The sequence below is a fragment of the Streptococcus sp. SS-4456 genome, assembly GCF_036680365.1.
Classification (GTDB): Bacteria; Bacillota; Bacilli; order Lactobacillales; family Streptococcaceae; genus Streptococcus.
This window is the reverse complement of record NZ_JAVIHI010000009.1, coordinates 42,219-68,621: the sequence shown is the minus strand read 5'-3', so window position 1 is coordinate 68,621 and position 26,403 is coordinate 42,219. Positions and strand designations below refer to the sequence as shown.

37 protein-coding genes are annotated in these 26,403 nt (G+C 42.9%); 1 reads left to right on the top strand and 36 read right to left on the bottom strand.

The annotated features are described in order from the left end of the window. Nucleotides 1-94: 94 nt before the first annotated feature. The 3 genes from hpf to RFK25_RS04325 all read right to left on the bottom strand — a co-directional run bounded on the left by hpf (nucleotide 95) and on the right by RFK25_RS04325 (nucleotide 2,664). Nucleotides 95-637, bottom strand: a complete 543-nt coding sequence (gene hpf / locus RFK25_RS04335; RefSeq protein ID WP_332411762.1) for a ribosome hibernation-promoting factor, HPF/YfiA family — start codon at nucleotides 635-637, stop codon at nucleotides 95-97. A 76-nt stretch (nucleotides 638-713) separates the two neighbouring features. Then, nucleotides 714-1,379, bottom strand: a complete 666-nt coding sequence (locus RFK25_RS04330; protein WP_332411759.1) for a ComF family protein — start codon at nucleotides 1,377-1,379, stop codon at nucleotides 714-716. Further along, nucleotides 1,372-2,664 (bottom strand): DEAD/DEAH box helicase, encoded by a 1,293-nt coding sequence (locus RFK25_RS04325; protein WP_332411757.1) that lies wholly within the window; start codon nucleotides 2,662-2,664, stop codon nucleotides 1,372-1,374. The genes RFK25_RS04330 and RFK25_RS04325 overlap by 8 nt, the downstream gene beginning before the upstream one ends. A gap of 56 nt (nucleotides 2,665-2,720) precedes the next feature. Here RFK25_RS04325 and RFK25_RS04320 point away from each other — a divergent pair, with 56 nt between their 5' ends. Next, entirely contained in the window at nucleotides 2,721-3,353 is a 633-nt protein-coding gene (locus RFK25_RS04320; protein ID WP_332411754.1) for a YigZ family protein, read from the top strand. A 382-nt stretch (nucleotides 3,354-3,735) separates the two neighbouring features. On the opposite strand, the gene RFK25_RS04315 is transcribed toward RFK25_RS04320, so the two are convergent. The 33 genes from RFK25_RS04315 to RFK25_RS04155 form a co-directional block, all read right to left on the bottom strand. Further along, nucleotides 3,736-4,455 (bottom strand): CHAP domain-containing protein, encoded by a 720-nt coding sequence (locus RFK25_RS04315; protein ID WP_332411753.1) that lies wholly within the window; start codon nucleotides 4,453-4,455, stop codon nucleotides 3,736-3,738. Nucleotides 4,456-4,545: 90 nt separating this feature from the next. Then, on the bottom strand, nucleotides 4,546-4,788 hold the full coding sequence (locus tag RFK25_RS04310) for a phage holin (RefSeq protein WP_332411752.1): 243 nt from the start codon (nucleotides 4,786-4,788) through the stop codon (nucleotides 4,546-4,548). A gap of 4 nt (nucleotides 4,789-4,792) precedes the next feature. Continuing rightward, nucleotides 4,793-5,218 (bottom strand): hypothetical protein, encoded by a 426-nt coding sequence (locus RFK25_RS04305; RefSeq protein ID WP_332411751.1) that lies wholly within the window; start codon nucleotides 5,216-5,218, stop codon nucleotides 4,793-4,795. A 3-nt stretch (nucleotides 5,219-5,221) separates the two neighbouring features. After that, a complete protein-coding gene (locus RFK25_RS04300) occupies nucleotides 5,222-5,374 on the bottom strand; it encodes a hypothetical protein (protein ID WP_332411750.1) in 153 nt (50 codons plus the stop codon). Nucleotides 5,375-5,437: 63 nt separating this feature from the next. Continuing rightward, nucleotides 5,438-5,944: a hypothetical protein gene (locus tag RFK25_RS04295; RefSeq protein WP_332411749.1), complete on the bottom strand. Its 507-nt coding sequence runs from the start codon at nucleotides 5,942-5,944 to the stop codon at nucleotides 5,438-5,440. Beyond that, the gene (locus tag RFK25_RS04290) at nucleotides 5,941-6,177 is read right to left on the bottom strand and encodes a hypothetical protein (RefSeq protein WP_332411748.1); all 237 of its coding nucleotides are present in this window, start codon (nucleotides 6,175-6,177) and stop codon (nucleotides 5,941-5,943) included. The genes RFK25_RS04295 and RFK25_RS04290 overlap by 4 nt, the downstream gene beginning before the upstream one ends. Nucleotides 6,178-6,195: 18 nt before the next feature. Continuing rightward, nucleotides 6,196-11,418, bottom strand: coding sequence for a phage tail spike protein (locus RFK25_RS04285; protein ID WP_332411745.1), 5,223 nt, complete (start codon nucleotides 11,416-11,418; stop codon nucleotides 6,196-6,198). Next, nucleotides 11,415-12,203 (bottom strand): distal tail protein Dit, encoded by a 789-nt coding sequence (locus tag RFK25_RS04280; RefSeq protein WP_332411743.1) that lies wholly within the window; start codon nucleotides 12,201-12,203, stop codon nucleotides 11,415-11,417. The genes RFK25_RS04285 and RFK25_RS04280 overlap by 4 nt, the downstream gene beginning before the upstream one ends. An 8-nt stretch (nucleotides 12,204-12,211) precedes the next feature. Continuing rightward, complete coding sequence (locus tag RFK25_RS04275; protein WP_332411742.1) at nucleotides 12,212-15,649, bottom strand: hypothetical protein; 3,438 nt, start codon at nucleotides 15,647-15,649, stop codon at nucleotides 12,212-12,214. Beyond that, nucleotides 15,649-15,969 carry a hypothetical protein gene (locus RFK25_RS04270; protein ID WP_105100370.1) on the bottom strand — a complete coding sequence of 107 codons (321 nt, stop codon included), beginning with the start codon at nucleotides 15,967-15,969 and terminating at the stop codon, nucleotides 15,649-15,651. Before RFK25_RS04270 ends, RFK25_RS04275 begins: the two co-directional genes overlap by 1 nt. Nucleotides 15,970-16,007: 38 nt before the next feature. Then, the gene (locus RFK25_RS04265) at nucleotides 16,008-16,355 is read right to left on the bottom strand and encodes a tail assembly chaperone (RefSeq protein ID WP_332411740.1); all 348 of its coding nucleotides are present in this window, start codon (nucleotides 16,353-16,355) and stop codon (nucleotides 16,008-16,010) included. 10 nt (nucleotides 16,356-16,365) lie between these two features. Further along, complete coding sequence (locus tag RFK25_RS04260) at nucleotides 16,366-16,881, bottom strand: phage major tail protein, TP901-1 family (protein ID WP_332411739.1); 516 nt, start codon at nucleotides 16,879-16,881, stop codon at nucleotides 16,366-16,368. A 15-nt stretch (nucleotides 16,882-16,896) separates the two neighbouring features. Then, nucleotides 16,897-17,280 (bottom strand): hypothetical protein, encoded by a 384-nt coding sequence (locus RFK25_RS04255; RefSeq protein ID WP_332411738.1) that lies wholly within the window; start codon nucleotides 17,278-17,280, stop codon nucleotides 16,897-16,899. Next, entirely contained in the window at nucleotides 17,277-17,630 is a 354-nt protein-coding gene (locus RFK25_RS04250) for an HK97-gp10 family putative phage morphogenesis protein (protein WP_332411736.1), read from the bottom strand. Before RFK25_RS04250 ends, RFK25_RS04255 begins: the two co-directional genes overlap by 4 nt. Further along, on the bottom strand, nucleotides 17,623-17,931 hold the full coding sequence (locus RFK25_RS04245; RefSeq protein ID WP_332411734.1) for a hypothetical protein: 309 nt from the start codon (nucleotides 17,929-17,931) through the stop codon (nucleotides 17,623-17,625). The genes RFK25_RS04250 and RFK25_RS04245 overlap by 8 nt, the downstream gene beginning before the upstream one ends. After that, entirely contained in the window at nucleotides 17,928-18,245 is a 318-nt protein-coding gene (locus tag RFK25_RS04240) for a phage head-tail connector protein (protein ID WP_170243862.1), read from the bottom strand. Before RFK25_RS04240 ends, RFK25_RS04245 begins: the two co-directional genes overlap by 4 nt. A 4-nt stretch (nucleotides 18,246-18,249) precedes the next feature. Continuing rightward, nucleotides 18,250-18,405: a Rho termination factor N-terminal domain-containing protein gene (locus RFK25_RS04235; protein ID WP_332411730.1), complete on the bottom strand. Its 156-nt coding sequence runs from the start codon at nucleotides 18,403-18,405 to the stop codon at nucleotides 18,250-18,252. Continuing rightward, nucleotides 18,405-19,244 carry a N4-gp56 family major capsid protein gene (locus RFK25_RS04230; protein ID WP_332411728.1) on the bottom strand — a complete coding sequence of 280 codons (840 nt, stop codon included), beginning with the start codon at nucleotides 19,242-19,244 and terminating at the stop codon, nucleotides 18,405-18,407. The genes RFK25_RS04235 and RFK25_RS04230 overlap by 1 nt, the downstream gene beginning before the upstream one ends. A 6-nt stretch (nucleotides 19,245-19,250) precedes the next feature. After that, a complete protein-coding gene (locus RFK25_RS04225) occupies nucleotides 19,251-19,838 on the bottom strand; it encodes a DUF4355 domain-containing protein (RefSeq protein WP_332411726.1) in 588 nt (195 codons plus the stop codon). 154 nt (nucleotides 19,839-19,992) lie between these two features. Continuing rightward, nucleotides 19,993-20,244, bottom strand: a complete 252-nt coding sequence (locus RFK25_RS04220) for a DUF6275 family protein (RefSeq protein ID WP_125183253.1) — start codon at nucleotides 20,242-20,244, stop codon at nucleotides 19,993-19,995. A 12-nt stretch (nucleotides 20,245-20,256) separates the two neighbouring features. Then, complete coding sequence (locus tag RFK25_RS04215) at nucleotides 20,257-20,493, bottom strand: hypothetical protein (RefSeq protein ID WP_332411724.1); 237 nt, start codon at nucleotides 20,491-20,493, stop codon at nucleotides 20,257-20,259. Between the two features lie 2 nt (nucleotides 20,494-20,495). Beyond that, entirely contained in the window at nucleotides 20,496-20,624 is a 129-nt protein-coding gene (locus tag RFK25_RS04210; RefSeq protein WP_260464357.1) for a hypothetical protein, read from the bottom strand. A gap of 58 nt (nucleotides 20,625-20,682) precedes the next feature. Next, on the bottom strand, nucleotides 20,683-20,913 hold the full coding sequence (locus RFK25_RS04205; protein WP_332411723.1) for a hypothetical protein: 231 nt from the start codon (nucleotides 20,911-20,913) through the stop codon (nucleotides 20,683-20,685). Between the two features lie 21 nt (nucleotides 20,914-20,934). Next, on the bottom strand, nucleotides 20,935-22,068 hold the full coding sequence (locus RFK25_RS04200) for a minor capsid protein (protein WP_332411722.1): 1,134 nt from the start codon (nucleotides 22,066-22,068) through the stop codon (nucleotides 20,935-20,937). 60 nt (nucleotides 22,069-22,128) lie between these two features. Next, on the bottom strand, nucleotides 22,129-22,542 hold the full coding sequence (locus tag RFK25_RS04195; protein ID WP_332411720.1) for a transcriptional regulator: 414 nt from the start codon (nucleotides 22,540-22,542) through the stop codon (nucleotides 22,129-22,131). 70 nt (nucleotides 22,543-22,612) lie between these two features. After that, entirely contained in the window at nucleotides 22,613-22,873 is a 261-nt protein-coding gene (locus RFK25_RS04190) for a helix-turn-helix domain-containing protein (protein ID WP_332411718.1), read from the bottom strand. Next, entirely contained in the window at nucleotides 22,870-23,076 is a 207-nt protein-coding gene (locus tag RFK25_RS04185) for a hypothetical protein (RefSeq protein ID WP_332411716.1), read from the bottom strand. The genes RFK25_RS04190 and RFK25_RS04185 overlap by 4 nt, the downstream gene beginning before the upstream one ends. Continuing rightward, nucleotides 23,069-23,470, bottom strand: coding sequence for a YopX family protein (locus RFK25_RS04180; RefSeq protein ID WP_332411715.1), 402 nt, complete (start codon nucleotides 23,468-23,470; stop codon nucleotides 23,069-23,071). The genes RFK25_RS04185 and RFK25_RS04180 overlap by 8 nt, the downstream gene beginning before the upstream one ends. Nucleotides 23,471-23,770: 300 nt before the next feature. Next, on the bottom strand, nucleotides 23,771-24,520 hold the full coding sequence (locus tag RFK25_RS04175; protein ID WP_332411714.1) for a DNA-methyltransferase: 750 nt from the start codon (nucleotides 24,518-24,520) through the stop codon (nucleotides 23,771-23,773). 1 nt (nucleotide 24,521) lies between these two features. Then, the gene (locus RFK25_RS04170) at nucleotides 24,522-24,821 is read right to left on the bottom strand and encodes a DUF1372 family protein (RefSeq protein WP_332411713.1); all 300 of its coding nucleotides are present in this window, start codon (nucleotides 24,819-24,821) and stop codon (nucleotides 24,522-24,524) included. Then, a complete protein-coding gene (locus RFK25_RS04165) occupies nucleotides 24,803-25,048 on the bottom strand; it encodes a DUF3310 domain-containing protein (protein ID WP_332411711.1) in 246 nt (81 codons plus the stop codon). Before RFK25_RS04165 ends, RFK25_RS04170 begins: the two co-directional genes overlap by 19 nt. Beyond that, nucleotides 25,035-25,328, bottom strand: a complete 294-nt coding sequence (locus RFK25_RS04160; protein ID WP_332411764.1) for a VRR-NUC domain-containing protein — start codon at nucleotides 25,326-25,328, stop codon at nucleotides 25,035-25,037. Before RFK25_RS04160 ends, RFK25_RS04165 begins: the two co-directional genes overlap by 14 nt. 19 nt (nucleotides 25,329-25,347) lie before the next feature. Beyond that, the gene (locus RFK25_RS04155) at nucleotides 25,348-26,220 is read right to left on the bottom strand and encodes a bifunctional DNA primase/polymerase (RefSeq protein ID WP_332411710.1); all 873 of its coding nucleotides are present in this window, start codon (nucleotides 26,218-26,220) and stop codon (nucleotides 25,348-25,350) included. Between the last annotated feature and the right edge of the window lie 183 nt (nucleotides 26,221-26,403).

Genomic DNA, 26,403 nt, shown 5'->3' with positions numbered 1-26,403 from the left:
TACATCGCTTTGAATATTGAAAAAGAGAGAACGAAGTTCGTCCTCTCTAGGTGTTAGCTTTTCATCTACCCACTACAGTTGACAAAGAGCCCGTTTATTGGCGAACTTCAAGAAGTCCCAAATCTCCGTCCTCGCGTTTGTAAAGGACGTTGGTTGTACCGTCGTTAGCATCAGTATAGATGAAGAAGTCGTGTCCTAGCAATTCTAATTGAAGAATAGCTTCTTCCATATCCATCGGCTTCAAGTCAACTTGTTTGGTGCGAACAACTTTCACTTCTTCTTCCGCTTGCTCTACAAGTTCATCTGTAAAGACTTGACCTGTTGCAACTTTTTGACGATGTTTTCTTTCAATTTTTGTTTTGTTACGACGAATTTGACGTTCAATCTTGTCTACAACCAAGTCTATTGAACCGTACATTTCCTGTGATACATCCTCAGCTCGAAGTGTCATTGAGCCAACTGGAATCGTAACTTCAACTTTTGAACGCTTATCACGGTAAACTTTTAGATTGACTTTTGCATTCAACTCTTGGTCTTCATTGAAATATTTCTCAATCTTTGCTACTTTCTCTTCTACATAAGTACGAAGAGCATCTGTAACTTCAAGGTTTTCTCCACGAATACTGAATTTAATCATATTAGTACCTCTTTCTTGGCTTTCGCCTTTCTTCACTATTATTATATCACATTATCAAATAAATGCAAGCGTTTTCTTAACGTGCGAGTGAAAATGTTTTGATTTCTTTCTGACTTGTTTTCATGAAAAGCCTTGTGGCAAGCTGGATTGTAGCCCCTGTTGTGTAAATATCGTCAACTAATAAAATTTTTTCTGGAAGACTTTTTTCATCCACCAGATAAAAGGTTTGTTCTGTTGCAAGCCTCTCTTCTCGACTTTTTGAGGATTGTTTTTGGCTATCTCGTTTGCCCAACCATTCTTTATAGGGAATCCTAGCCGCATCCAATATTCCAGTCACTTGATTAAATCCCCGTTCTTCTAGTCGTTCTTGGCTGAGTGGAATGGGAACGATTGTATAGTCGGAATAAGGTTCTAGAGCTTTTTTGACTTGTTCTGCAAATATTTTCCTGAGGATGTTATCGCCTTGAAATTTATAGCGACTAAAGTAATCAGCCATGGCTTCATTGTACTGAAAAATGGCTGTGTGAGACACTGATTTTCCTTGGCTTAACCAGTAGTGACAATCCTTGCAGCTTCCTACTTCCCCGCTTTTAAAACAATGCGGACAGTGTTGCTCTGCTATTTTTTCAAAAGTAGCCAGACAATCATGACAAACTCCTGACTGGGACTTGCCAAAGAAAATAAGCTCAGAAAAGGTTTGTCTGGTTTTCATGGTTTGATCACAGAGTAAGCAGTTAGACATAGCCAGCCTCCTTGTTTATTTGCTTGATTTCTGCTATAGCTTTTTCAATGGAACGAGTAGAGCCCTCGTGGAAAAATTGGAGCAAGCCCGTCGGACGCTCCATACTCCTGCCGACGCGACCAGCAATCTGTACAAGACTAGACGATGTGTAGAGGTAATGATTGGCTTGGACCACTATAACATCTACTTTGGGAAAGGTGACTCCTCGCTCTAAGATGGTGGTAGAAATGAGAATAGTGATGTCTTGATTGCGAAAACCTTCTACTATCTCAAGTCGATTTTCAGTTTGACTGGATACAAAGCCAATGTTTTCTTCTGGAAATGTTTTTTCCATAATCTTGGAAAACTCCTGACCCTTGGAAATTTCTGGAACAAATATAAGCAAAGGGTAACCTGTTTTTCTCTGATCTTTGATTACCTTTGTGAGCTTGGGGACTAGTTTCTGTTTTTTTAGATTGGCATCAAATTTAGAAAACCAAACTTTTTGCGGAACAACCAGTGGATTGCCATGAAATCTTCTGGGCAGGCTGAGTCGTTTTAATTTTCCTATTTTGACTTTTTTATCCAATTCATCTGTTGATGTTGCTGTCAAAAACACTTGGACACCGTCTTCCTTGACCGCATTGTCAGCAGCATGGTATAGCATGGGATTATCAGCGTAAGGAAAGGCATCAACTTCATCAATCAGGACCAAATCAAAGGCCTGATAAAATTTTAGCAACTGATGGGTGGTAGCAACAACTAGCGGCGTTCGAAAATAGGGTTCGGACTCTCCGTGAAGGAGACTAATAGGGACCGAAAAGTCATTTTGCAGACGCTTATAGAGTTCTATGCAGACGTCTATTCGAGGACTGGCTAGACAGACTGCCCCTCCTTTATCAATCACAGAAGCAACCGTATGATATATCATCTCCGTTTTTCCTGCTCCTGTTACAGCATGAACCAGTGTAGCCTGTCTTTTTCCTACATTCTCAACCAAACCATCTGAAATCATTTGCTGCCAATCCGTTAATTTACCCTTCCATGTTAAGCAAGAGTTTACAGGAAAATCTTTCTGAGGAAAATAGTAGAGTTCTTCATCTGACCGCACTCTGCCTAGAAGTAAACAGGCTCGACAGTAGTAGGCATCGTTTGGCAATTTGTTTTCTTCTTCAAAAGCCGTTCCACAGCGAAAGCAGGCATTCTTTTCTGAGACACTGGATAGCTTCTCTGCTTTTTCTCGCTCTGCTGGGGTCAATTGGTATTTGGTAAATAGTCTTCCAAAGTAATTTTCTAATTCTTTCATCACTTATTTATTCGGATTTTCTTGTCAGTTTTGAAAAAAATTAGTACAATTTGCTTATGAAAGAATTTAAGACGATTAAAGAAGACGGTATTGTTGAAGAAGAAATTAAGAAATCTCGTTTTATCTGTTTTATGAAGCGAGTGACCAGTGAGGAAGAGGCTCGCGACTTCATCAACAGGATCAAAAAAGAACATTACAAGGCCACCCATAACTGCTCTGCCTTTGTCCTTGGAGAAAATATGGAAATCAAGCGTTCCTCAGATGACGGGGAACCGTCTGGTACTGCTGGTGTGCCAATGCTAACGGTTTTAGAAAATCACCAACTGACCAATGTCGCAACAGTGGTTACTCGCTATTTTGGTGGTATCAAGTTAGGTGCTGGCGGTCTAATTCGTGCCTACGCTGGTGCAGTTGCTAGTGCTGTCAAAGAAATTGGGGTTGTGGAAGTCAAAGAGCAGGAAGGGATTTCCATTAGCATGTCCTATGCCCAATACCAAGAGTTTGCCAATTGGCGAGCTGAGCAAGGTCTGGAAGAATTTGATACCCAGTTTACTACTGAAGTTTCAACCATGATTTTTGTGGATAAGGAACATTTGGAAGAAACTTTGGCTAGCCTGACGGAGTTTTACCATGGAAAAGTTCAGGCGGAGAAGACTGACAGCCGTATCGTTGAGGTGCCAGTCCATTAAAAAAGACTATCGCTAAGATAGTTTTTTTACTTATTATATAGCCGTTTATAGTTACAACTCCCCGACTATTCCCCGACCTCTGGACAAGGTCTTTTTTGTCTGCAAAAACGTCATTTTGCCCATTTTGTCAAAATAGAAATCAAATCTCGCAACCATTATTGACAAAATGGCTATTTTGTCAATAATACACATGATATATTTATTTTCCATGTGCGAATCGAAATCATTCAAACCGTTGATACGACTGCGTTTGTCTATTTTCCAAGCAAATTCCATGTGCGAATTAATGTGCGGTTCCATTCTATCTTGAGATTATCTTGAGGCTATCTTGAGATTATCTCGAGCAAACAAAAAAGCCCCCAGCAAACGCTGGGTTGAAAAACTATTTAAACGTACCATAAGGTACGACATTGCGCCGATTTGACTCCTCGCCTGCTGCTACATAGCGACGTACACCGCTATGGCTAACATACGATACCCAAATGTATCCATCGGCAATATAGACCGAATCATAATTAAACTGCTCGCCATTCGTGTACGTTGCCACAACTTTACCGTCTACACCAGGCTTGTCTCTGACATTGAGCAGAGATACTTTAACGGTCATTGTCCCTTGCTCGTCTTTGACCTTACCGAGATTGCCACTGCTTGCCTGTGTTACCACTGCAGTAGAGTCGCTGTAAGGTGGATAAAACCAGCCAACAAGATTGCTGATTTGCTGACTAGAATACTGAGCAGGACCACCGACCGACAAATTACCAACAAGATTTTGCTCAATGGTTTGGACGGTATTGCCACTAACACCGATAATCAAACCTGTATGCCCATAGTTGATACCGTCACCTGCCCAGTAATTCTTGACAAAGATAGCCCCTGGACGTGGATGTTCTGAGGTAGGCATGTAATGCACCTCAAAGCCGTGTTGCTTGGCCGATTTAATCAAATCAATAGCATTGCCCCAAAGAGCCTTGCCAAAAAATTTTCCACAAATCCAGTTTGGTAAGTCTACACACTGCTTACCGTACCAGCCATCGTAGTCCACACCCTGCCCGCGATTAGCGAGGTCTTTGGCAAAACTAACTACTTCATTTACTGTTGTCATTTAACACCTCCATAAATGGATAAATTAAAAATGCAACTGGCGCAAAGACAATCAACGCCAGTACGCAGAATAGAATTCTTATCGCCTTCATCATCTGTCCGCCTTTGGCTCGTAGTAATGCAGAGCCTGCTGGCTATCTGTAATCCCGTTGGTTGTCGGGTCGTTGATGATACCAATCACGGTCAAGATTGACATGACAGTACCAAAAGTGGCTTCCCAATCCTTCGGTACCCAATTAAAGCCTAATTGTTGCGCCAATAGTACAATCAACGGTACCAATGTCCACCAAAATGTTTTGTTTCGGAGACGTACCCCCCAGTTGATTTTATTCATACTTCTATCCCTCCTTAATCGGCAATTGAATATAGATTTGGTACATGGTTTCAATCTCCCCATTGCCCCCTAAAATTTTATAACTATCAAAGAGTTTGGCAATCTCCCTACGCTCTTCCAGCGTTGTCCAACCACGCTCGATAGCAATCTCCAAGTCCTTGTAAAGCAAGTATCGACGGCTGCTGCGACTACTGTTTTTGAGTGTGCTTACCTCTTCCTTGACGTCGTTAAGACTGTTTCGGTTACCATCGACTACTTTCTTTACATTGGACACATCGTCTTTGATATCTTCCATGTTCTGTTTAAGTTCGCCGAATTGGGCCTTGTTGAGATTGTTAGACCGTGCTGCAAGATAGCCAAAACCACCAGTAGCGATAACGCCAATAGTGGGCGCCACCGCTCCGATGATGTGTAAAATGTCGTCTGCCATAGGCTATTTCCCGTCTTCTGGCACAAGTTCATCAAGCATTTCTTTGACGACATCGCGCAAGTTCCAAAGGTTAGGCACCTCTTCAAAAGTCGCAATGCCATTGGCAACACGACGGTACCAAGTTTTCGCTACAACATGTTTCTTTGTAAATTTCATAGTAAATTGTCCTTTCTTAATTAAGCTAATTCCTGTAAAAATTGTATTGATAAATCCCATGATCTATTCCTCAATTTCTACCTCAACATCATGAGGAGTTGTATCTTTCGGAGTTTCTTCAACTTTTTTCTCTTCTCCAAATTGACCTGCAAAGCCTGTGAACATAACGGTCAATTCAGCGACTGCGTCATCAATCTTAGCCTGCATATCTGCTTCTAGTTTCGTGAATCGCTCATTGCGTTCTGTTTCAGCTGCATCTTGTCGATTCTTAATAGCTTCAAATTCCTGCTTTGATTCGGCCATGAATGATTTGGCTTCTTTCGTCACTTGTTCCAGTTCATCAATCTTCTGCACGCTCTCGGCCATGGCACGGTCAGCGTACTCAGACTTAAAGTGAGCCTCACGAGCCAACTCGACTAGCTCGCTTTCTGGCTTGTCCATGTGGTTGCCCACCACCTTTTCTGTGTAAGTTGCATAACCACCCGTTGTCGATGCGATGGCGATTTCAGTATGACTGACCGCTCCGTCTGTATAGATAGGGTATTTCCCTACCACATTCCATGCTCTCATTCGACTACCTCCACGGTCATTTCGTCGAGTCGTTTTAATAGCGACTCATTATGTTCTCTTAAATTTGCATTCTCAGTTTCAAGCTCCTGGATACGATTAGTAAGAGTTTGCTCTGTATTCGCTTGTTGGCTAACAGCCGCTTGCAAACTCTCATTATGAGCTTCCAGTGTTGCGATAGTAATAGCTTTGCTTGCAATTTCAATTGCTAACTTTGATTGGATTTGTTCATTCATTTTACTTACTCCTTTAAATTATGTAAGTGGCAGACCTAGTTTTGAAGCGACAGATCTCAAAAACTTAATCAGATCAATCCTACCTTGGTTATCCCACTTAATGACTAGATAATCATTTTCATACCCGTGTCCATGCCGAATACGAATCTCATCTCCGACAAGTTGAACCTGGTCTACAGTTGTGCCGGAATATCGGCTTGGATTTGAACGGATAACACGGACACCAGCGAATGTTCCTGACGAATAATCATTTTGTGTACCGGTATTATCTGCGTTGACACCCATTGCAGTATATACTCCATTGTAGGAATCATCTCTAAAATGGATAAATGCCGACGTGCCGTTTTTAGTTCGGTACAACGTATTATTTTCTGACTGAAACTCAATTTTGGCATTATCTTTAAATCGTATAAATGCATCATTAAGCCCTATTGTCATGGCTTCGTTTTGAGCAGCAATCGTTTTACCTTTCATCCACCCAATAAATGCATTTTCAATTTTCGCTTTAATAAATTCAGCGTCAAGACCCTTGATGTTCGACACATCCAGATTGATGATTTTAGCTATCCCCGCATCAATCTCACCGATATGTGCCGTACCGATTTGACCTTTGCCAATCTTAGCGGATGTAATCACACCGTCTTGTATGTAAGTCTTACCAGTAATCTGTACAAGACTGCCGTCAATCTTGACCGAACCGTCTTTGTTTAGGTTGAGTTGATTGAGTACCGTGCCAGAGTTGGTTAAGTTCTTGACCGCCCATGATCCAGCAAGTGTGCTGACTTGGGTCTTAAGGCCATTAGTACCAGATACCTCCTGGATCAATCCTGCGGCAGTCTGCGTAACCTTGCTGACGTTGTCTAAAATGCTACCTGTCTCACCGACAGCGCCGATGGTACGTGTGTGACTGTCGACTGTGTCTGTGACGTTATGCAATGCTGTGACGGTGGCGATGTCTTCGGGCGCCAATGTGTGATCTGTAGGTACCCTTCCAAATTCTAATTTCGGATTGCTTACTTTGACATTGCCTTCTGACTGTATCCACAGTGTCGGAAAATAAAATTTTGTAATGCTTTTACCTTCAGGAACAGTAAACGTCTGGCTAATTCGCTTCTTGGCGGTATCTTCAGTTTGCCATACTTCCCAATGATTCACTACACCGTTTATCTCAACTGGGCAAGCTAATCCGAATCGTTTTCGTGAATTTAAAGCGGAAACATTGATACCCTCGACATCACAAGATATTGTAACTGTCCTGATTTTAGACAAATTAGATAGTAAGTCACTCGACAAATTAAATGGTTTGCTTACCCACCTACCTGTGCTACTGATTTCGGCTTGAGATTTCAAAATGTAATTTCTTCCACCAGCCGATGTAGGAATAAGTGCCCTCGTCTCGCTTATAGTCCGGCTAAAACTGTCCGATGTCTCTTTGACAAGATTCTGCACAGTCGTTGATAATGCATAAGGTTGTAAAGCACTACTAGTGATGTAACCACGACCTGTGATGTTGCTGTCAACATCAGACTTTGTCTGATAGCCTTTATCTGTGATAACTTCATCAACCTGTGTCTTTGTTAACCGTTTACTAATCTCTGTCGCATTTTGCGTAATAGCCGTTTCAGTGTTTTCGACTCGACCAGTCAGCGTGTTGTAATCCGTTTGTGATACTTTGCTTGACACCTCGTCGACAAGATTACGGATCTGGGCCTCAGCAGTCGTGACCTTGTTATCAGTTGCGGATAAGCTTGTCGATAATTGCTCGACACCTCTTGCGGTCTGAGTGATTGTGGTTTTGACGGATGATAGCTCGTCAATCAAATCTTCGGGCGCCAATGTGTGATCTGTAGGTACCCTTCCAAATTCTAATTTCGGATTGCTTACTTTGACATTGCCTTCTGACTGTATCCACAGTGTCGGAAAATAAAATTTTGTAATGCTTTTACCTTCAGGAACAGTAAACGTCTGGCTAATTCGCTTCTTGGCGGTATCTTCAGTTTGCCATACTTCCCAATGATTCACTACACCGTTTATCTCAACTGGGCAAGCTAATCCGAATCGTTTTCGTGAATTTAAAGCGGAAACATTGATACCCTCGACATCACAAGATATTGTAACTGTCCTGATTTTAGACAAATTAGATAGTAAGTCACTCGACAAATTAAATGGTTTGCTTACCCACCTACCTGTGCTACTGATTTCGGCTTGAGATTTCAAAATGTAATTTCTTCCACCTACCTCAGTCGGAATCTTCGCCTCAACAGTGCCAATCTCAGTCCGTATCTGACCGGCTACAGTATCAACTTTTGTACTTGCTGTATCGATTTTCCCGTCAAGTGTTTGCGTGCTTGAGGTTAATTCTTCCAATTTTCTATCAACTGTATTTTGATAGGAAGCTAAATTTTGTTTAGCAGTATCAGCGGTCGTCTTGACCTCATTGAGTTTCAACGTTGTTCCGCGGACATTTTCGTCGTAGGTAGACTTGGCCACATAGTCGTTAGCGATAGCCGTCCGTTCGGCCGTTATTTGCTTGGCGGTTTCGGCACGACTGGCAGTTAAATACTGACTAGCTCGTGTGCCTTCTTCATTTTTGTATGTTTCCAGGCTCTCTAGCCTTGTATCGATAACTTCAGCGGTCTGCTGAGCGTATGACTTAGCATCTACTGCTTTTCCATCTGCTGTCTCAATCCGTTTGACCAATTCTGCACTGTTTTCGGTCGCGGTGCGGACGTATGTAGCAAACTCAGACCTTAAATCCTCCTCTGCAGCATGTGGTGTAGTCGCTAGATTACCATCTTCCAACTGCGGGTCACGTAGATAGACGACATCACCAACAGCCCATGTTATCGAATCGGCATAAAACGGATAACTATAATATGTTTTAAAATTGACTGTGTCTGTAGAGATGAATCTCTGCCATTCTGTTGTTACATCAAATGCTTTATAACCTTTATTAAATGCTTCCGCACCTAAGCGCATCCGAACTGATTTCGATGCCTTGATATCAACAGAGTAGGTCATCGTGCGACCTTGCCACACAGCTCCTCTGAGGTCAATTAAATACCTATGGAAACCTCCGCCACCAGATTGTGTACAGGTTGCTTTGATGTGGTAGCCGCTACGTGCTGTACCATCTTCAATGCGTTCAAAACGCCATGATGACTGGTTATTACTGAAATTGTGGTTTTTAGCAAACCCAAAATCTCTGATGTAGTTGACAGAACCAACTCTCAGATTCTCAAACCGCTCCGTCACCCCATCAATCCCACTTTGCAAATCAGCAGTCTTACGATTGATACTCTCAATCTGTCCTGTCTGAGCATTTACAGTCTGTGTCAGAGCCTCATATTGGGTCCTGGTTTGAGTCAGGGTATCCTCTACGGTCTTAGTTCGACTGGTAACACTAGCGATGTCACCAGTGGCTTTGTTGACGATTTTAGACAGCTCTGCGACGGTCGTTTTTGTACCATCTGCCAGAGTTTCAACTGTCGTAACACGGCTAGTCAATGCCGTCTGTGCTTGAGCTTGTTCCAAAACCTTACTAGCTTGCACGTTCAGGTCATTTCGCAAAGCTGTAGCACTTGCTTGGCTATCCCTCGCCTTTTGGTCTGCACTAGCAATTGCTGACTGTAGCTCGGACTTGGCAGTATTTAACGCTTGACTGACCGTCGCAACCTGTGCCCTCGCATCTGTGATAGCTTCGGTCTTGGCTTGGTTAGCTCTAGCTAGTGCACTAGCAGCATCCGACTTGGCTTGGTTAGCAAGTGATTCTACAGACTGGGTTTTGGACAGTATGTTCGCAACCTGTCTGTCGTGTTCCTGTGCCTGTGCTTGCATGGATTGGTTGATTTGGGTGATTTCTTCCGCAATCCTATCTCGCAAGGCTTCACTTTCGTAGGTTCTCAGAATTTCTTCCCAGACTTCTCCAGTCCATCTGAGCATAATCTTATGACCCTCATGCTCTGGATCTGGCTTATACCAAATATCATTGATCAGCACTTTACCTGGATACTTGACAGTAGGGTCTTCAGCACCGTACCAGTTATTATTAAAACCATCAGCACTTGGCAGATAGTCAGGTAAGTTCTGGACAAAGTTCGAAAATTCGTTATTGACAAACTGCTCAACAGCCTTGTCCGCAATAGTTTGAGCTTTCGCTTCGTTACTTTCGCCTATTCGGTCCCCCAACTTAATGTCGCTGGATTGATTGTTCAATCGGTTGAAGGTAATTTCAAAAATCCGAGTATCATAGTCCAGTTTCTTGTCATGCCGAACCACTCGAATGGTATCCCCAACCTTCACACCACGCAAATAGACACTAGATGTCTTCAAGGTCAACTGCGGACGTGCAGCATCAATCAAAGCCCTGTACGTCCGTTCAATCAAGACCTCTGGATTCTCTTCTTCCGAAAAGTCCACAAAGCCGATTTTAGGACGCATAGAGCCGTCAGCGTTCTTGATACCGTATTGTCGTGTCATTAAGGGCAATTCTAGGTATTTCTGCCCTTTAGGCTTGTTAACAGGTTTGCCCTGATCAGTCGACCAAGTCACATCTTCAAACGTGATTTTCCGACCGTATCCGGAGCCAGTTTCCTCGCCTTTACCACGACCGATAAGAGCAGTAAAGATGTTGGTACGTTCAACTTCCTGCAGGATTTGCAAGGCATTGTGACCATAAACCACACGTTTACCAACTGCTTCACCGATTCGTTGCTTAAAGTCGATGTAACGAGCACCAATACGGTTGCCGTTCATCTCGACAAAGAATTGCATCTCCAAGTCCCAGACTTCACAGACCTTTTTCAAGGCATCGAAAACCGAAGTATAGTAGAAATTGGTACTGTGTGGAGTGGTTTCTCCAACAAAACGAGCCTGCCAGTTGGTACCAGCAAGCAAGTCTGTAATCACATCACGGGCAAAGGCATTCTGAGGTCGTTTGTCATAAACTGGTGACTTCCGAAGCTCCTCAATCCCCGACTGAACACCAATTAAGGTTGTCAATTCGTCCGAAGATTTTTGGGCAACGTAGAAATAATGAAAAGCATGAGCATCTTCCATGGTCTGAATAGCCATGTACTCGACCTGTTCCAACTCATCTGCATTTAGCCCTTTCAACTCGACGGTCAAGCGGTCAGACACGTAGCGTTCAGTGGTCAGCGCATACTTCTGCAGGGCAGTCTTGACAGCTGATTTTCTGACAATCTTTATCAGCTTTTCATCTTTATCAAATAAATAAATCACGCTCTCTCATCCCTCCAAACTACATTTTTTATTGTGGCATTCTTTGCTGTGATAGTGTCTCCATTCTTGACCGTGAATTGTTCCAGCGGACTGAACCGCTCCAGCTCACTGAGAATATTCCTACCGTTGTAGGTAGCCGTCACTTCCTCAGCTCCAAACCTGACTACAATGTCTTTTCCTGCTGCATAAGATCCAGTGAAGGACAAAATCTTTGTGCCGTTGATAATCTGTACCTGGTTAACCGTCCCAGTCGGTGTGACTATGATAGTTTCAGGCAAGACCTCAGTGGCATCAGATAAAGAAATCAGCCCAGTGGAATTCTGGGCATTTTTCTTTTTATAGCCGTCGGGAATTATCAAAGAAAACTTGCTGACTACAGACAAAGATTTTTCCTCAATGTCATCCGCTCCACTGAGATAGCCGTAATAGGTGTAAGTCGGTTCATCTTTAAAAGTAATTTCCAGATAACCACTACTTGCAAGCGTCCGCAAAATCCTGTTGAGTTTTGCAAACTTATCCCTCATGTCCGCACTGGTTATAGCTTCCAACTGGTACTTAATTTCAAGCACCCGCTCATCATCAGACACATCTTCCACCCAGACACCACGGCGACCTGGGACAGAGCTTGTCTTGACTGATTGACCAAGCAAACCCCTACCTGTTACCGTCAAATGGCGGTAGCCCTCAACCAGTTGATTGAGGGGCACACCGTTGATGGACATGTTGTCGGAAGGGATTGATTGAACTAGCTGATTGCCTGTTGTTGTGTCTGTATAATCGTACATATCCCCTCCTAATAATTATCTAAAATCAATTCAAGATTTTGAGTGTTAGTAATATCTTCCGTAAAAGTACGGAAATTATTCGCCCCAAGTCTGAAATGGAACTCCATCGGCTGTTTTGGTCTCGTTGATTGTTCGTTATTCAAACTCAATTGACTAGCAATAGTATGCTTCATCGCACTGAACTGCTCCCTGATATTCAAAGGTTGGATGTCTGGTATAGCAGAAACTGCCAATTTGTCAGCTACCTTGCTAACAGCTGGAATCATCCCTTCCATACCGACTGCCAAGCCCTCACCAGTGTATCCTCCAAGTTTCGCCATTACCCTTGACGGCGAGTGGATACTCAAGGCCCGACGGATTGTAGCAGCAACATTGCTCGCAATCGAATTGGCGACACTGTAGATATAGCCAGCTTGACCGGCTAAGCCATTCGCAAAACCTGCACCTGCAAAACTACCTGCTGATGCCATTTGACCTGCTAACCCTCTAAAAATCGACACAATCTGATTACCAGATGACTGCGAAACACTCACAGATTTACTCATTCCGTTTGAAATAGCGCTAACCAAAGCACTCATGGAACTTGTTGTTTGCGATCTAATTCCATTGAATGTAGTATTGAAAGTATTTTTTAGATTATTCAAGCCATTTTGCGATGTAGACACAATCTTACTAAAACCACTCTGCACGTTCGTAGCCAAGCCTTGCATGGCAGTTGAAGCCGCTGTCTTAGCTTGGTCAAAACCTGTTCGGATAGCATTGGTAATCGCCGTCGACTGAGATTGTGCAGTTGAAGCCGCTTGTGATAATTGGCTAGAAATGTCACTGCTCAAACCTGCAACCGCATTTGAACCAGCTCCCTGCATAGTTTGCAAGTTACTGGAAACATTGCTATTGATAGCCTGTGCCTGACTTGTCGCATTAGCCGAAGCTGTGGCTATATTGGTTCCGATACCGTTCGCTAGTTGCAAAGTCTGATTCACACCATCCAGGTTCATACCGCTGACTGCCCCGGTCACACCCGAAGCCATAGCCTGTGCCTGAGCTGTGGCATCGGTATTGGCAGTAACTAAGTTAGCACCAATAGATGCAGCCAGAGACTGTACATCCGCCGTAGCTTGCATATTGGTCTGGCCTGTTGCGGTTGTTACGCCAAGTTGGAAGTTTTGCATATTCAAGCTTGCGCTTGTTGCCATCTCAGCCGTCTTGGCAGAAACAGTAGCAGCTGTCATATCAGTGTCGGCAGTAACTTGACTGTTGCTCTCTTTGGATTTGCCAGTGATCCAATCAAATGCGGAAGTAAATCCATTTTTAATACCTTCCCAGACACCTGTAAGAGCCTGAGGAATAGCTTCTAACATGGCTTGACCAAGACCGAGTATCAACTGAATACCTGCTACGATAATTTGTGGCAAACCTTGAATCAAAGCACCAGCAAGCTGAACAATCATCTCTATCCCTGTTGAGATAATCGTCGGTAAGGCACTGACTAAACCTTGTATCAAGGACTGGACAATAGAAATAGCCGTTTGTACAATCTGCGGTAGATTTGTGATAATCCCTTGTGCCAAAGTTACGATAATCTGCAAACCACTCTGTAAAATAGTTGGCAGATTCGTAGCTACAGAACTGATAAAACCTGTCACAATGCTCTGAGCAGTTGTTAACAAAGTCGGGATATTCTGCACAACTCCCTGTGCCAACTGAACCAAGAACTGCATACCGACGGACAACAATTGAGGCAGACTGGTCAAAAGCCCATTAACCAATACCCCCACAATCTGAATGGCGGAGTTAATCAACTGACCTGCATTGGCACCGACACCCTGCACCAAGGAAGAAATCAAAGCGACTGCCCCTTGGAATACCGCAGGAGCATTGGCAACAATGACCTGTGTGAATTGTTGGATTAACTGCGTCCCTTGGTTGATTAGCTGAGGGATTTGGCTAACTATCCCATTGACCAGATTGGTGATGATGGTTGGACCTTTTGTGACCGCTACATTGACCAATTCATTGATTTTATCTCCGAATTGCCCCTGCAACAAACCAAGACCAGCTAGAAAGACACCGAAAATCGCCGCTGGCATCAGGGCGTTCATGGCTATTCCAGCAAAAGTTGTCATAATCGAACTCATGCCTGAAAATGCAGTTCCGAAAGTCCCTAAAACACCACTCAAAGCGCCAGAAAAACGAGGGAACAAGGCAGTTACCCCAGATAGTTTGGCAGTTAAGGCTGCAAATGGAGCTGTTAGTTTGGCACCAAGAGGAGCAAATTTTGCACTAAGAGCATCTCCTAAGTACATCCCTTTAATCGCAACAGTTTCCAAGCCACTTCTTACCGTTGCCACTGCAGGTCCAAACGGAGCAAACACCTTACCCAAATGTCCACCAAACGTTGACAAACCAGTTTTGACCTTCGAAAAACCACCCTGCAGAGTATCTAAACCAATTCCTAATTCACCAAACTTAGCATGTAAGCCAGCGATTCCTGCCAAAACACTTGCCCCACCAATAAATGATAAAGCTTGTTTCAAGACAGGGAATTTTTGAGCGATAAAGTCCACCTTTTCACCCAAAGAATCAAATTGATTTAACTCTGTACCAAATGCACGAATTTTTTCGGCTGCATTGTTCGCCCAGGTTGTGATTTGTTTCATCCCTGAAATAGCATCGTCGAAGAAAATACTACCTATAGCAGAGGCAAGGTCTGTCCCACTTTGTTTCAAATTCCCAAGGACATTCTCAAAGCCGTCCGCCTCACGACTAGCTTGCCCAAGAGCACCAGACAACTCGTTCCCTTCTTCCACCATGCGAAGCAAGGTTAGTTGTTTCTGGGCTTCATCCAACTCTTTGAAGGATTTACCATAAAGTTTGTTAGCAGCGGCATTCCGAGTGGTTTCTGTTGCAGAAATACCCAAAGCCGCATCATTCTCATAATTTCCTTTCAAGAAAGACTGCAAACTCTCCGTCACATCCTCGATAGAACGGTCATAAAAAGCTGCACTGTCTGCTGCAACCCTAGTCGCCCGACTGGTCAAATCTAGCGACTGAGCAGTATCCATACCCGCCGTCTTACCAAACGCCGCAATCTTCGTGAACGAATCCTTTAGTCGATTGGAGCTAATATTGGTTTCAGACGAGATAGCCTTCAAAGCACTCGTCGCATCGCTCTCCATTGTGTCAAAGACCTGGCTAAACTGAGCCTGCATAGCTCGGTAAGACCCTTCCGACTTGGTCGCAAAACCAACCAAGGCAGTAGCCGAAGCCCCTGCTGCCGCAATCGCAATCTTAGCCGCATTAGCAAATCCACTGGCGTAAGCACTGGAAGCCTTGGTCGACACCGAACCAAAGTTAGCAATCTGATTCTCTGCATATTTCAGTGTGCTTGTAAATCCCTTATCCACAGCCCTGAGGACTGCTTCAACAGTATATGATTTTGACACTAATTCCCTCCTTCTCTAAATTCACGAAGCCTGTTGACCCGTTGGATAAGCCGTTTGTCTACCGTCTTGGTTCGCTTACCAAACAATTCTTCGTACCGTTTTTGGCGATCATAGAAATCTGACATCTCTTTATACACGTACTCACCTTTTTTATTTGTCGCCTTGGCATTTCGGTTAGCCATTGCCTGCAAGTGAATAAAGTACTCCTTGTCTAAATATGACAAAAAATACCCCCTCATCCTGAGAGAGTATTCTTTCAATGTCATTCTTCTAGCCACATCGTAGTCCGTCACGCCCAACAATCCGAAAATATCCGCCAACAAACTCTCATACTGTTCTTCAGAGCTAGGGGAAGAGATTACTGTTCGACTCCGGCTTTCAACTTGTCGACTTGGAGCTTGGTAGCTGGTGCAGTCTCTAAGCTCTTTAAAAAATCTGTAAACACCGCATCCAAATCAGGCTGTTCAAAAATCCACTTTTCGATGTCCTTCTTGCTAGGAATAGACTTCAAGGTGTGGGTAGCAGATAAGATAATATCCTGCAAAATTACAGGGTTATAGGTCCCAAGATAGTACAAAGCAGACTGGACACCTGCACCAAAATGAATCCCATTGCCTGAAATACCGTATCGCTTATCCATTTCACGAATAAAATCAAGACCATAATGCAATTCATAGGTCTTCTTGCCAATCGTAATCTCTTTCATTTCCTACTCCTTAATCTGTAATTGCAGTCACATCTTGGAAAGCATAAGCAATTTCTTCGGCCTGTTCAGCCGTCAAAGTTGCATAGCCTTCCTGAGGTTTTCCGTCCACCTTGAACTCTGTTGACAAGGTTTCTAAGTCGTTAACGTTCGAAGGTACTTCCCAAGTTGCCAAACTTCCTTGCATATAGAGAGCTGGGTATTTGCTACCATTCTTCTCGCCAGCAAGGTCAATCTCCCACACTTCCAATTTAAAACCTTCAACTACCGAATCCTTCAACATCTTGTTCAATGGGTCGCGAGTTGTCACCGCTTCAATTTCCATTGTAACTTCCAAACCACCGACAGCGTTTACTACACCATCTTTGGTCTTCTTAGCGTCTGATTCACGCTCGTACTTGATTTTATGTTCGATTTGTAGAGCTAATTTTGCAGCTGCAGTCTTATCTCCTAATTTACGAAACATCAGAATCTTATCTTTACCATAGGCTGCCGCCAATTCTTTCAAATCTGTTGTAATTCCTGACATATTTTCTTTCCTTTCTTACAAAAAACGAAATGTGACATCTGCCACACCGTGATAAAGCACCTCAGGGGTACTATTGTCTTTCAAAAGCTGAGTATCACTGGTCAAGTCCATAGACCATTGCCTGCTATCTAGTCGCTTGATACGACTACATACTTCCATCACCCTCGCCAAGGTATCCGATACAAGCCGACGGTCCTTGAAAGACCCCCAGACATGAATATCTACAGCCACCGAACCAATCATTCGCGACTTGGTCGGTCTGGGCAACAAATGTGTATCCCCCATGACAATAAAGGGGTAAGCCGTCCCCAAATCAGGCAAGGTTAGGTAGATTTTCAAACCCAGCTTACTCACTTCTTCCATAATTGCATCATGGATTTGTTGATCTGGTTGCTTCATTCCAACACCTCTCCAAGCGCTTCAATAAACTCTGGCTCTACTTTTTCAAGAGCTGGCTTCATAAACGGCTGAGCTTCCATGAAACGCGTTCCCTTCTCCGGATAGCCTGAATAGTCTGTTTTAGCTTCGACTGCCCCTTCAAGCCCTATTGCTCGAATTTCAGGCGTGATACTTCTCTTGGTCGCTCCTGTGGAATATCCCTTGCTAAAGAATGCTTTTCGCTTAGCAACTGTGTCTAATCGAGCCGTATAGTCCTTCACGACTCCTTTAACAGCCGTTAAATTTGCCAAAGCCTTCAAATCCTGAGCCATTTTCTTATTACCCTTGATTTCAATCAATGCCCTAGCCATATGGATACACCTCGCTAACGTACAAGACAAAGCCCTGTAGACCATGGTTGATTTTCTTCAACACCTTAAAACGTCGCCCATTCACAAAGACCTCCTGTCCATTGGGGAGTTCTCTCTGTACATGAACAGTATGCGTCGCCTCTGCAAGCTTATCCGACACCCGATTAAGCGAACGAACACTAATTGGACCCAAATGACAAGGGATAACGACCTTCTCGCTATCCCCTACCATGCGCCCCAATTCAGTGTCGTATCGTTCCCCAGACACCGTCACAACGGTCATTCTATCCGCGTATCTCATAGCATTTTAAACCCCGCTTGGAAGTCGCTGGCAAACTGACGGTGAATAACCTTGTCGTAGCTAGCAAAATCATCAAGGTCAAACGACATAGACAGCCCTTCGACCCCGTGACTTGACATTCCTTCAGATCCCAGTTTGTTGAAACGCTTCACCATCACTTCAACGATGATAAATTCCAGAGAACTAGGCACAAATGCTTGATTAGTATAAGCCATGAAATGAGCTTCCGTGAGCTCCTGAATTACTTTCAAGAGATCATCTTGCAAGTTATCAGAAATCCCCAACAGAGCCTTTACTTGCTCAATAATCTCCATATCGTTACTCCTTTAAGGCTTCAATCAAGGCTTCTTTGTCAAGGGCAGAATAGCCCTCAACACCTTTTTCTTTCGCTATCGCCTTCAACTCCTTAACGGTCTTATCAGTCAAGTCAACAGACTCTTCTTTGGTATAGTGGCGACGTAACATCATCCCCATTATTCACCTCCGAATTTAACAATCTTAGTAGGGTCGTAGAGGTAAACTCCGTAATGTTCGTCCCCAGTGATAACAGTTGTTTTCTTCAAGATGTCACGGTCTGTTTCAATCGCAACATCACGCTTGAGATTGATTACGAACGCTCCATATTTTGCCACATCTGTTGTATCAGTTGAGTCAGCAGATACTTTCACAAGGTAGCCTTTGCCTTTTTCGACTTTCTTGGAACGCACAATTTGAACTCCGTGTGTCTCGCCAAAAGTACCAGATACAACGATGTTAGCGCCGATTTCTGACCCAGAAATCCATTCTTTTACTGTGTCAGCTCGCAAATCGATAGCATCAGCCGGGTTAATCAATGCTACATAACGAGCGTCCTCTTCATCGTCAAAGATAGCAAGCGCCTTGTCAATCGCTGCGCCAGTTGTCGGGGCATCTGTAATATATTGGGTCGCTTTTTTTGCTTCCGCAATAATGTCGTTGTCAATTTTGTTTGCAATAGCCAAAGCAATCTGATGAGTTGCTTGTCCAAGTGGGTCTCCATAACCAGATAGGACGGCCTCGTCTGTCAATTCAATACCTTTACCGGCTTTCTTGATAGTCATAATTGACTTGTCTGTGGTCAGTTGGTCTGGCTCAATTGCAACACCTTCGGCAATATCTTTAGCGTCACCAGAGTATACCCACTTCGGTACTGTGATTGTGTTACCGGGAAGGCCAACGAGTTTTCGTTCAACGTATGCAAGTGGTGTAAATTTAATCATTTTTGGAAGTTTAGCTGATACCATATCAGCCATAACTTCTGGATTGATCATGGTTGCTAGTTTTGTTTGGGTCATAAAAAATTATCCTTTCAATTTTGCGTAAAGTTCTGGGTCATTTTGGAGCAATTCATTGCGGTCCTTATAGCCCATACGGTTAAATTGCTCTTTGGTAATGCCACCAGATGTTGACTGTTCAACTTTTTTCGGAGTCTTACCTTTGAGCATTTCACTGACTTTCTTGTCAGCGAGGTCATTCACTAGAGCAGAAAAGCTATCTACAGCCTCTTGAGTGGCCTCTGCGGTGTCTTTGACGACAAAACCTAGGATTTTATCATCAACAACCAGACCGCTCTCGGAAAGCATTTTGGACGCTTCTTTTTCGAGACCGCTACGGTTGATTTTAGCTTCAAGTTCAGCGATGTAGTCAGCTTGTTTCTTTGCTTCGTACTCAGCTTTTTGCTCAGCGTTCATCTGACGTAGCTTTTCGGCCTCATCCAGCTTTTCCTGAATACGTTTGTTAAATGATTTTTCTTGTTTAGCCAAACGCTTTTCAATCAATGCGTTCACTTCTTCTTGAGTGAATGATTTTTCAGCAGTTTCTTCCTGTTTCGGAGTGTCGACTGTCTCGTTTTCGGTATCAACTACTGTGTCTTTAATATCTTCTGCCATACGGCACCTCCTTTTTAAGTCCAGAGTGGACTGATTGACCTTGGCTTTTAAAGTCTTCAAAGTTCGGACAAAAAGAAAACCGTATGAAAATCCATACGGTTAGGTTATGCGATTGGTGCAGTCTTTTCCTGCTGTCAAGATGTGGGATTACATCCTAATCTTTGATTGCTCGGTTTGAAACTTTAGCATAGACATCTACATAGGTTTCCGCTTTGTCGCCATTATAAGTGACTTCTGCATAATCACCACATTTCTCATCAGACTGAATCTGACTAGTGCTGACTAATGCTTTCCAGTTTTGCAACGTCTTACTAAACCAGACTACAAAACAGTCTTCTGCTTTAATTTCACGACCAGAGAGACGTGAAAACTCTTGCGACGCTAATTCTTTTGCTTTTTCTAACATACTTTTTCTCCTTTATTTACGACTAAACCAAGACTTCTTAGACACCTTGTCAGCTACTTTCATCTCAAGATAATCAAATCTCGAATTAGTAGCTTGGGCGTTGCGTTTAACGATGTCATACAAATCTCTGATATTATCTGCATGGTTTCGTAGTGCATCGGTTAGCAAAATATTTTCCGCTGTCAATTGAGCGACTTTGTTTTCTAATCTCTCAATCCGCGACCATTTCTTCTTGATACGTTTGTTCATGGCTATACCCTCCCCATAAGTACGTCGAACATTATTTTCGCTTTCTGTTCATCGGTTAGTCCCTCTGGATACTCTACTTTTGCAACTGTTTCACCATTCATTTTAATTTCAGCTTGTACACGCTTGTTCATAGCGACCTCCTTTCTATTTTTTGCAACAAAAAAACACTTAGATTTCTCTAGGTGCTTATTAAACAATTTTATAATCGGCTAAAAATCCATTGGTCAAAGGCATAGTTGGATAAAAATCACGCTTGGCTACTCTGTCAAAGATTTTTCTAACCTTATTCACAGGATCCCAAATAATGAGATTGCCGAAATTATTTCCGTAATCCATAAAGATGTAATTCAAAGGTGTCTTACCGTCAATCGGACTCTTGCCTGGAGTTCCTATCTTACTGATATTTACAAAACATTTCATCCAATCATCATACATTGTTGATCACCTCTTTCTAACTTTATTATACCATACTTCTTCGGCTTTTTGAGCTAATAACTCGTATTTTTCAGGATTATTATAGACTTCCTCAGTACCGTAAGTCAAATACTGTCGAACATGCTCGTTCTCATGAAGTAATGTTTTAACCAGTTGCTCTTCGCTAGTAAAAGCATCGGGGTATAAATAAATTTTTCCGACCTCTTCTGCCGAAGCACCCCCGCAAAAACCTGTTCCAATCAAATCTTTTTGTTTGACAAGGATTATCTTAGAATTGCTTAGGTCGATATCAAAGTCACGGACTAGCCTACGAACGCTTGAAAGTCTCATCGGGATTTTAAGAGCTTTAAACTCGCCCTTCAACGCTCCTTTACGGAATAATTGAGGTTCTTCATTTGACAGAGTATATGTTGATTTCGAAACATGCGCCCCAGTCGAGCAATGGCACCAAGGGTGCATGGGTGCAGCATTCTCTCCAGGCTCCATGTCCTTGACTTTGAATATCTTTCCGTCTAACTTAGCGCAGTCCCTACATGCTGACGGTTCTGCAATAAACTCATATTCATCATACCCATTTGCGATATAGGCCTGTTTCTGAGCTTCTGTCGCCACTCTAGCGCCTTCTGTTACCGCCAGTCGTTTTGCTTCGCTGGTAGTTACATTGAACTCTTTTCGAAGCTGAGCAACCATAGTAGTCGGATTCTTACCTTGCAACAGTAAGCGCTCCGTCATCCGAGCAACAACTTCACGCAAAGCAGTTTGCCTTTTCCAAATATTATCCGACCAATTAGCCCCATGAAAAGGAGTATTTAAAATAGCCTGTGCCGTAGTGCCGACTTGACTAGCTGATAATACAGACTGGCCAAGCAAACCAGACTGCGTTTCGATGGCCTTGATAAATTCATCATTCAAAAAACGCTCCGTCAATTGACGCTCATCTTCTGCCAGTGCGACCAACTCCAGATCTAGTTGATACTGCAATAAAGCAAGCCGATTGGTCTTCATTTTCAAGTTATACAAAGCCAGCTCTGAATTCGCCCGTGCAGAAAAATTCTTCTCAGCCACATACCGCTTCGCTTTTTCCTCAAAAGCCTTGACATCGAAACCATCAACTCGAGCCTTCACTTCGGACAAGGACAAATCTGATGATACAACTTTAACATTAAAATCGTGACACTTAAAGCGGTTTTTGTGTCAACTTTACAAATCTCCTCGAAAATCTGCAAAAATTGTCAAAATCCGCTCTCTTTTGCGATAGATACTCTTGCGAGATACGTTAAGCATAACGGCTATTTCCTCCCAAGTATTTACCGACCGAAGCGACCAGCGTAAATAGAAAATCCTTTTTAGCTCGTCATCCAAAGACTCAATAGTTGCTTCCACAGCTTTTCGGAATTGCTCTAGTCCGTTTATCCTCACATCACTCGACCAACGTGCCACAAGCGACTCTGTTGGTTTAGAGACGATATTCGGCTTGCCTCCACCGATGTTGCAATCGTTGGACACCTCTGTTTGGATTTCAAGCTTGCGGATAGCAATTTTCTTGTCAATCTGTTGGTAGTCAAATAACTTCGAATCTAATGCCCTCAATTCTACATCTGATAACTTATTCACACTCGTACCCCTTCGTGATATAATAGTTTTAGGATTTACTCACAGAGTCAGTACAAGCGTGCTGGCTTTTTTATTTTTCCCACAGCTGTCTCTGATGGCTATAATACGGATACAAAATACGTATCTTGCCACGTTGTGCTAGTACTTTAGGTTTTGTGTCTTTAGTTTGCTCGTATAGCTCGTCTATTTTATCCAACATGCGCTGTCTCGGTGGTCGTCCGTCTAGCCATTTGTAGACAGATAGAGCCGTCACACCCATTTCGGTTGCAAATTGGTCTCTCGTCCACCCTGTCTTTTGCAGGATGCGTTTGATTTTATCTGCTACTGTCATAGGTCCTCCAACGCTACCCATCTGAATTGTGGGTATTTTTCAGCTTCTTCTTGGGTGCATTTGTAGGCATCTAATTCAACCATTTCTTTCCTATTTGCCAAGAAAACAGTGTAAGTTCTATTGCTATATTCTAAGTAGTAATACTTTGCATGTCTCGGCTCTGGCACATCGACCAGTAGCACGCCTAGTTTTTCGTTAGTCATTTAATACCTCCACCATCAATTCTGGGTTTCGATGTATATTTCCGATGATTTCAAGTTGTTCGGATAAAAAGGCGTGTAAAGGTGTTTCTCCAATCAGAATATCTACACAAAAAGCTCCGTCTGAATAATAGATTTTCGACAACTTTTCACCAAAAATATTAACCACATCTCCCTCAAAAATCTCTTTGCCGTTGACATCAAACACCCCTGTGGATTGCATGAGGACGCAATCCTCAAAACCAATCACATCTCCATGCACATGGTCGTCCCCTTCTGCGGTAAATTGACGATAGCTGTAGTAAATAAATCCGTTTTTAAAGTCTATAGTATCAGCCTGAACCATTCGTTCAGTCCCATCATTAACTTTTCCAAAAAATCTAAACTTCGGTATCATTTTCTGACTCCTGTCATTTTTTTGTTGTGATTTTTACATAAATCCATACCGTGAAATCTGTTAGAACAATTATCACAGAGTGGCTTGTCACAGGTAAGAAACCTTGGTTGCTGATTTTTAAATAAACTGGAACTTCGATAGAATGTTATTCCTGTCTGACCAATTATAAAATCACACAGCTTTGTTGCTTTTCTCTTGTAGCACTCGTGGCATATATCATGTTTCGGTATGAATTGAACAACGTTGGTCGTCATTTAACACCTCCTTAATCGTATAAAACGCATTATCTGTTCCACCCTCTCAAAATAAGCTGGGTTGGTAGCTAGACAACATCTGCTCCTTTGCTTTCTTGTAAAAATCCTTCTTGATTTCAAAACCATAAGCATTACGGTTCATTTCAATGGCAGCTCGTAAGGTGCTTCCGCTTCCTGCCACCGGGTCAATCACCACATCGCCCTCATCCGTAAAGATTTCAATCAACCGTTTCAGCACAGGAATTGGCTTCTGTGTCGGATGGATAACAGGGTAAGAGCTATCCTTCTCCCACGGTGCGTGATTGAGTATCATAACACCATTGTTGTTAAATTTTGGTAGCTTATCACGATACAATACCGTAGCCTCTTCCACAGCGCCCACAATCTTCATGTTAGCTTTCAAAACCTGCGGGCTAGATTTCTTGGTAAAGTAGAGCGGGTAAGCATTGTTAAAACCATGCTTCTTGCCACACTCGATAACCATATCTCGTTGTTGCCACGCATGGAAAACGATCATCGCTGGTGCCTTTCCCTTTTCTTTTGGCTCTTTACGCAATAAGCGACTGCAAAAATCAAAGAAATTATTGATCTTGAAGTCATTATCTGTATCAAAGAATGACTTCCCTGCCAACTTACTCTCTCCATTTGAGTTATCGCCGTCCTTGTACCAACGCGGGTCGCTGGCATAAGCATTATTTCCAAGGTTGTACGGTATATCAGCAATAATCAATTGAGCCCTAGGAATGTTGTACCGTTTCGCATTCTCGAAATGGTCATTAAATAACTCAAATTTCACATCAACTCCCCCGTCCTTTCAAAAATTCTGGCATTTCATCGCCGATATTAATACTGTCATACTGTTCCCTGGTCACCAGGAATTTCCCATAAGGGCTAACTTCAACATAGAAGTGTCCGTCAAGCACATCTTTAGCTGTGACTTTGCCGAACATCTCGGCACCAGCGTTGTCTACTTGGTAGATGATTACCGGTTCACGGGATTCCAGGGTGTCAATCTTGCTTCGCATACTATGTACTTCAATCAGTGACACAATCAACGCAAAGCTTAGTGCTACTACTATTAATCCTTCTTTTCGCATTTCTCCTCCAAATCCTCAATCAACCAATCCAAATGCTGTCTGGCCTTCTTCAAGTCCTCAACACCATTCTTTGACTGGAATCGCAATAGATGCTTGATGACATTGCCCCAATAATAAGCATATTCGCCTGCAAGATTACCGATAAAGTTCTTGACCACATCCAAAGCTTCCATACCGTACTTGCCTTGGTAGTGTTTTGGTTTGGTTACGTTGTCAAATTGTTTCATTTACTTTCCCTCCCACAATATTCAACGCATCCTCAACGCTCCTAGCTACACCAGCTAATGCGCCAAATTTACGCATGCGTTCGATAAACTTCTCCTGTTCAGGTCGTACGCGACCTTTATCGTTTTTTACTTCGATAAAAAATATTTGCCCATCAGGTCTAAATCCAAACAGGTCACTAAACCCTCTCGGTAGACCTGTGTCAAAGTATCGTCCGTCAGACGTACGGACCTTACCAACGTTGGCACGAAACGTTGGATAACCACGTTGAGCCAATTCCATGCGGATCTGTGTCTGCGCGTCATGTTCCGATAGTGACATAATTCACCTTCCTTCTTGCTGATTCTATCGTTCGTTCAAATTCCTCTTGCGTAAATACATCTCTGCCCTTGACTGTTCCAATGATGACCATTAAATCTGCAAGGCTCTGATTATTCTCAATCGCCCAGCAACTCGCTTTGAACAGGTCATCATTCCGATTCATGCACGTTCCAGTGATGATTCGGTCATAGGCCTCTTTACCTTCATGGTTGCCATTCAATGTTGTTGGCAACGACTCACTAAAATACTGTGTGATAATCTGTTGTTTTGGCTTGAAGACCATCTGCTCGAATTCACCCTCGTAAAACGGTAACTCTTTGACCGCTTGTAAGACCTCCCTACCTTCAGATGGAAATATCTTCACGTAATTGTTATCGTTAGCCTTGATATCAATTCCAGGCATGACACCAATCTTTTGAGCATACGGGATATCCTCACGTTTTCTAAATAAGACGTGCATCCCACCGCTTGCTGTCAGTTCTAGAAATGTGTTCTTGAAATTCCTGATCAATTCGCTTTTGTATTCGCTACGCAATATTGACGAATACCCATCCAAGCCATAATCATTTTGATCCGTAGATAATACGGACAGCAGGTCCGCTTTCTGCGACCGTAAGAGAAATTTCAATCCTTCTGCTATCGTCGCATCCATATTGTGAGTATCAATATCAATAGCCCACACGCCACGCATCAAGAGAGCATAATCACAATTAAACCAATTGACCGATTTGATAATCTCTTCCGTTATCGGAATGTCCTTAAATTTAATAATCGGATTGCCAGTCTTTCGACTTAACGGAATGACCTGATAGCCTTTTTTGAGAAAAGCTAGTGCTGTTTCGTGGTATGTCACGAGTAAACCTCCTTTGCGTAATTATTGCGTAACGCTTATAAAACTAGTATTATCAAGGGTTTTGGATATCCGCGTTACGCAATTACGCAATTTCGCCCTACCCCACCCTTATATACTATATATATAAATAACTTAAACAATTATTGTCTTTATTGATTTTGGTAGTGATTGCGTAACAGAGAG

What these genes read in the sequence shown, in the direction of transcription:
- hpf (WP_332411762.1), bottom strand. Translation starts at nt 637, where the DNA reads ATGATTAAATTCAGTATTCGTGGAGAAAACCTTGAAGTTACAGATGCT.
- RFK25_RS04330 (WP_332411759.1), bottom strand. Translation starts at nt 1,379, where the DNA reads ATGTCTAACTGCTTACTCTGTGATCAAACCATGAAAACCAGACAAACC.
- RFK25_RS04325 (WP_332411757.1), bottom strand. Translation starts at nt 2,664, where the DNA reads ATGAAAGAATTAGAAAATTACTTTGGAAGACTATTTACCAAATACCAA.
- RFK25_RS04320 (WP_332411754.1), top strand. Translation starts at nt 2,721, where the DNA reads ATGAAAGAATTTAAGACGATTAAAGAAGACGGTATTGTTGAAGAAGAA.
- RFK25_RS04315 (WP_332411753.1), bottom strand. Translation starts at nt 4,455, where the DNA reads ATGACAACAGTAAATGAAGTAGTTAGTTTTGCCAAAGACCTCGCTAAT.
- RFK25_RS04310 (WP_332411752.1), bottom strand. Translation starts at nt 4,788, where the DNA reads ATGAATAAAATCAACTGGGGGGTACGTCTCCGAAACAAAACATTTTGG.
- RFK25_RS04305 (WP_332411751.1), bottom strand. Translation starts at nt 5,218, where the DNA reads ATGGCAGACGACATTTTACACATCATCGGAGCGGTGGCGCCCACTATT.
- RFK25_RS04300 (WP_332411750.1), bottom strand. Translation starts at nt 5,374, where the DNA reads ATGAAATTTACAAAGAAACATGTTGTAGCGAAAACTTGGTACCGTCGT.
- RFK25_RS04295 (WP_332411749.1), bottom strand. Translation starts at nt 5,944, where the DNA reads ATGAGAGCATGGAATGTGGTAGGGAAATACCCTATCTATACAGACGGA.
- RFK25_RS04290 (WP_332411748.1), bottom strand. Translation starts at nt 6,177, where the DNA reads ATGAATGAACAAATCCAATCAAAGTTAGCAATTGAAATTGCAAGCAAA.
- RFK25_RS04280 (WP_332411743.1), bottom strand. Translation starts at nt 12,203, where the DNA reads ATGTACGATTATACAGACACAACAACAGGCAATCAGCTAGTTCAATCA.
- RFK25_RS04265 (WP_332411740.1), bottom strand. Translation starts at nt 16,355, where the DNA reads ATGAAAGAGATTACGATTGGCAAGAAGACCTATGAATTGCATTATGGT.
- RFK25_RS04260 (WP_332411739.1), bottom strand. Translation starts at nt 16,881, where the DNA reads ATGTCAGGAATTACAACAGATTTGAAAGAATTGGCGGCAGCCTATGGT.
- RFK25_RS04255 (WP_332411738.1), bottom strand. Translation starts at nt 17,280, where the DNA reads ATGAAGCAACCAGATCAACAAATCCATGATGCAATTATGGAAGAAGTG.
- RFK25_RS04250 (WP_332411736.1), bottom strand. Translation starts at nt 17,630, where the DNA reads ATGGCTAGGGCATTGATTGAAATCAAGGGTAATAAGAAAATGGCTCAG.
- RFK25_RS04245 (WP_332411734.1), bottom strand. Translation starts at nt 17,931, where the DNA reads ATGAGATACGCGGATAGAATGACCGTTGTGACGGTGTCTGGGGAACGA.
- RFK25_RS04240 (WP_170243862.1), bottom strand. Translation starts at nt 18,245, where the DNA reads ATGGAGATTATTGAGCAAGTAAAGGCTCTGTTGGGGATTTCTGATAAC.
- RFK25_RS04235 (WP_332411730.1), bottom strand. Translation starts at nt 18,405, where the DNA reads ATGGGGATGATGTTACGTCGCCACTATACCAAAGAAGAGTCTGTTGAC.
- RFK25_RS04230 (WP_332411728.1), bottom strand. Translation starts at nt 19,244, where the DNA reads ATGACCCAAACAAAACTAGCAACCATGATCAATCCAGAAGTTATGGCT.
- RFK25_RS04225 (WP_332411726.1), bottom strand. Translation starts at nt 19,838, where the DNA reads ATGGCAGAAGATATTAAAGACACAGTAGTTGATACCGAAAACGAGACA.
- RFK25_RS04220 (WP_125183253.1), bottom strand. Translation starts at nt 20,244, where the DNA reads ATGTTAGAAAAAGCAAAAGAATTAGCGTCGCAAGAGTTTTCACGTCTC.
- RFK25_RS04215 (WP_332411724.1), bottom strand. Translation starts at nt 20,493, where the DNA reads ATGAACAAACGTATCAAGAAGAAATGGTCGCGGATTGAGAGATTAGAA.
- RFK25_RS04210 (WP_260464357.1), bottom strand. Translation starts at nt 20,624, where the DNA reads ATGAACAAGCGTGTACAAGCTGAAATTAAAATGAATGGTGAAACAGTT.
- RFK25_RS04205 (WP_332411723.1), bottom strand. Translation starts at nt 20,913, where the DNA reads ATGAAATGTTTTGTAAATATCAGTAAGATAGGAACTCCAGGCAAGAGT.
- RFK25_RS04190 (WP_332411718.1), bottom strand. Translation starts at nt 22,873, where the DNA reads ATGACAGTAGCAGATAAAATCAAACGCATCCTGCAAAAGACAGGGTGG.
- RFK25_RS04185 (WP_332411716.1), bottom strand. Translation starts at nt 23,076, where the DNA reads ATGACTAACGAAAAACTAGGCGTGCTACTGGTCGATGTGCCAGAGCCG.
- RFK25_RS04180 (WP_332411715.1), bottom strand. Translation starts at nt 23,470, where the DNA reads ATGATACCGAAGTTTAGATTTTTTGGAAAAGTTAATGATGGGACTGAA.
- RFK25_RS04170 (WP_332411713.1), bottom strand. Translation starts at nt 24,821, where the DNA reads ATGCGAAAAGAAGGATTAATAGTAGTAGCACTAAGCTTTGCGTTGATT.
- RFK25_RS04165 (WP_332411711.1), bottom strand. Translation starts at nt 25,048, where the DNA reads ATGAAACAATTTGACAACGTAACCAAACCAAAACACTACCAAGGCAAG.
- RFK25_RS04160 (WP_332411764.1), bottom strand. Translation starts at nt 25,328, where the DNA reads ATGGAATTGGCTCAACGTGGTTATCCAACGTTTCGTGCCAACGTTGGT.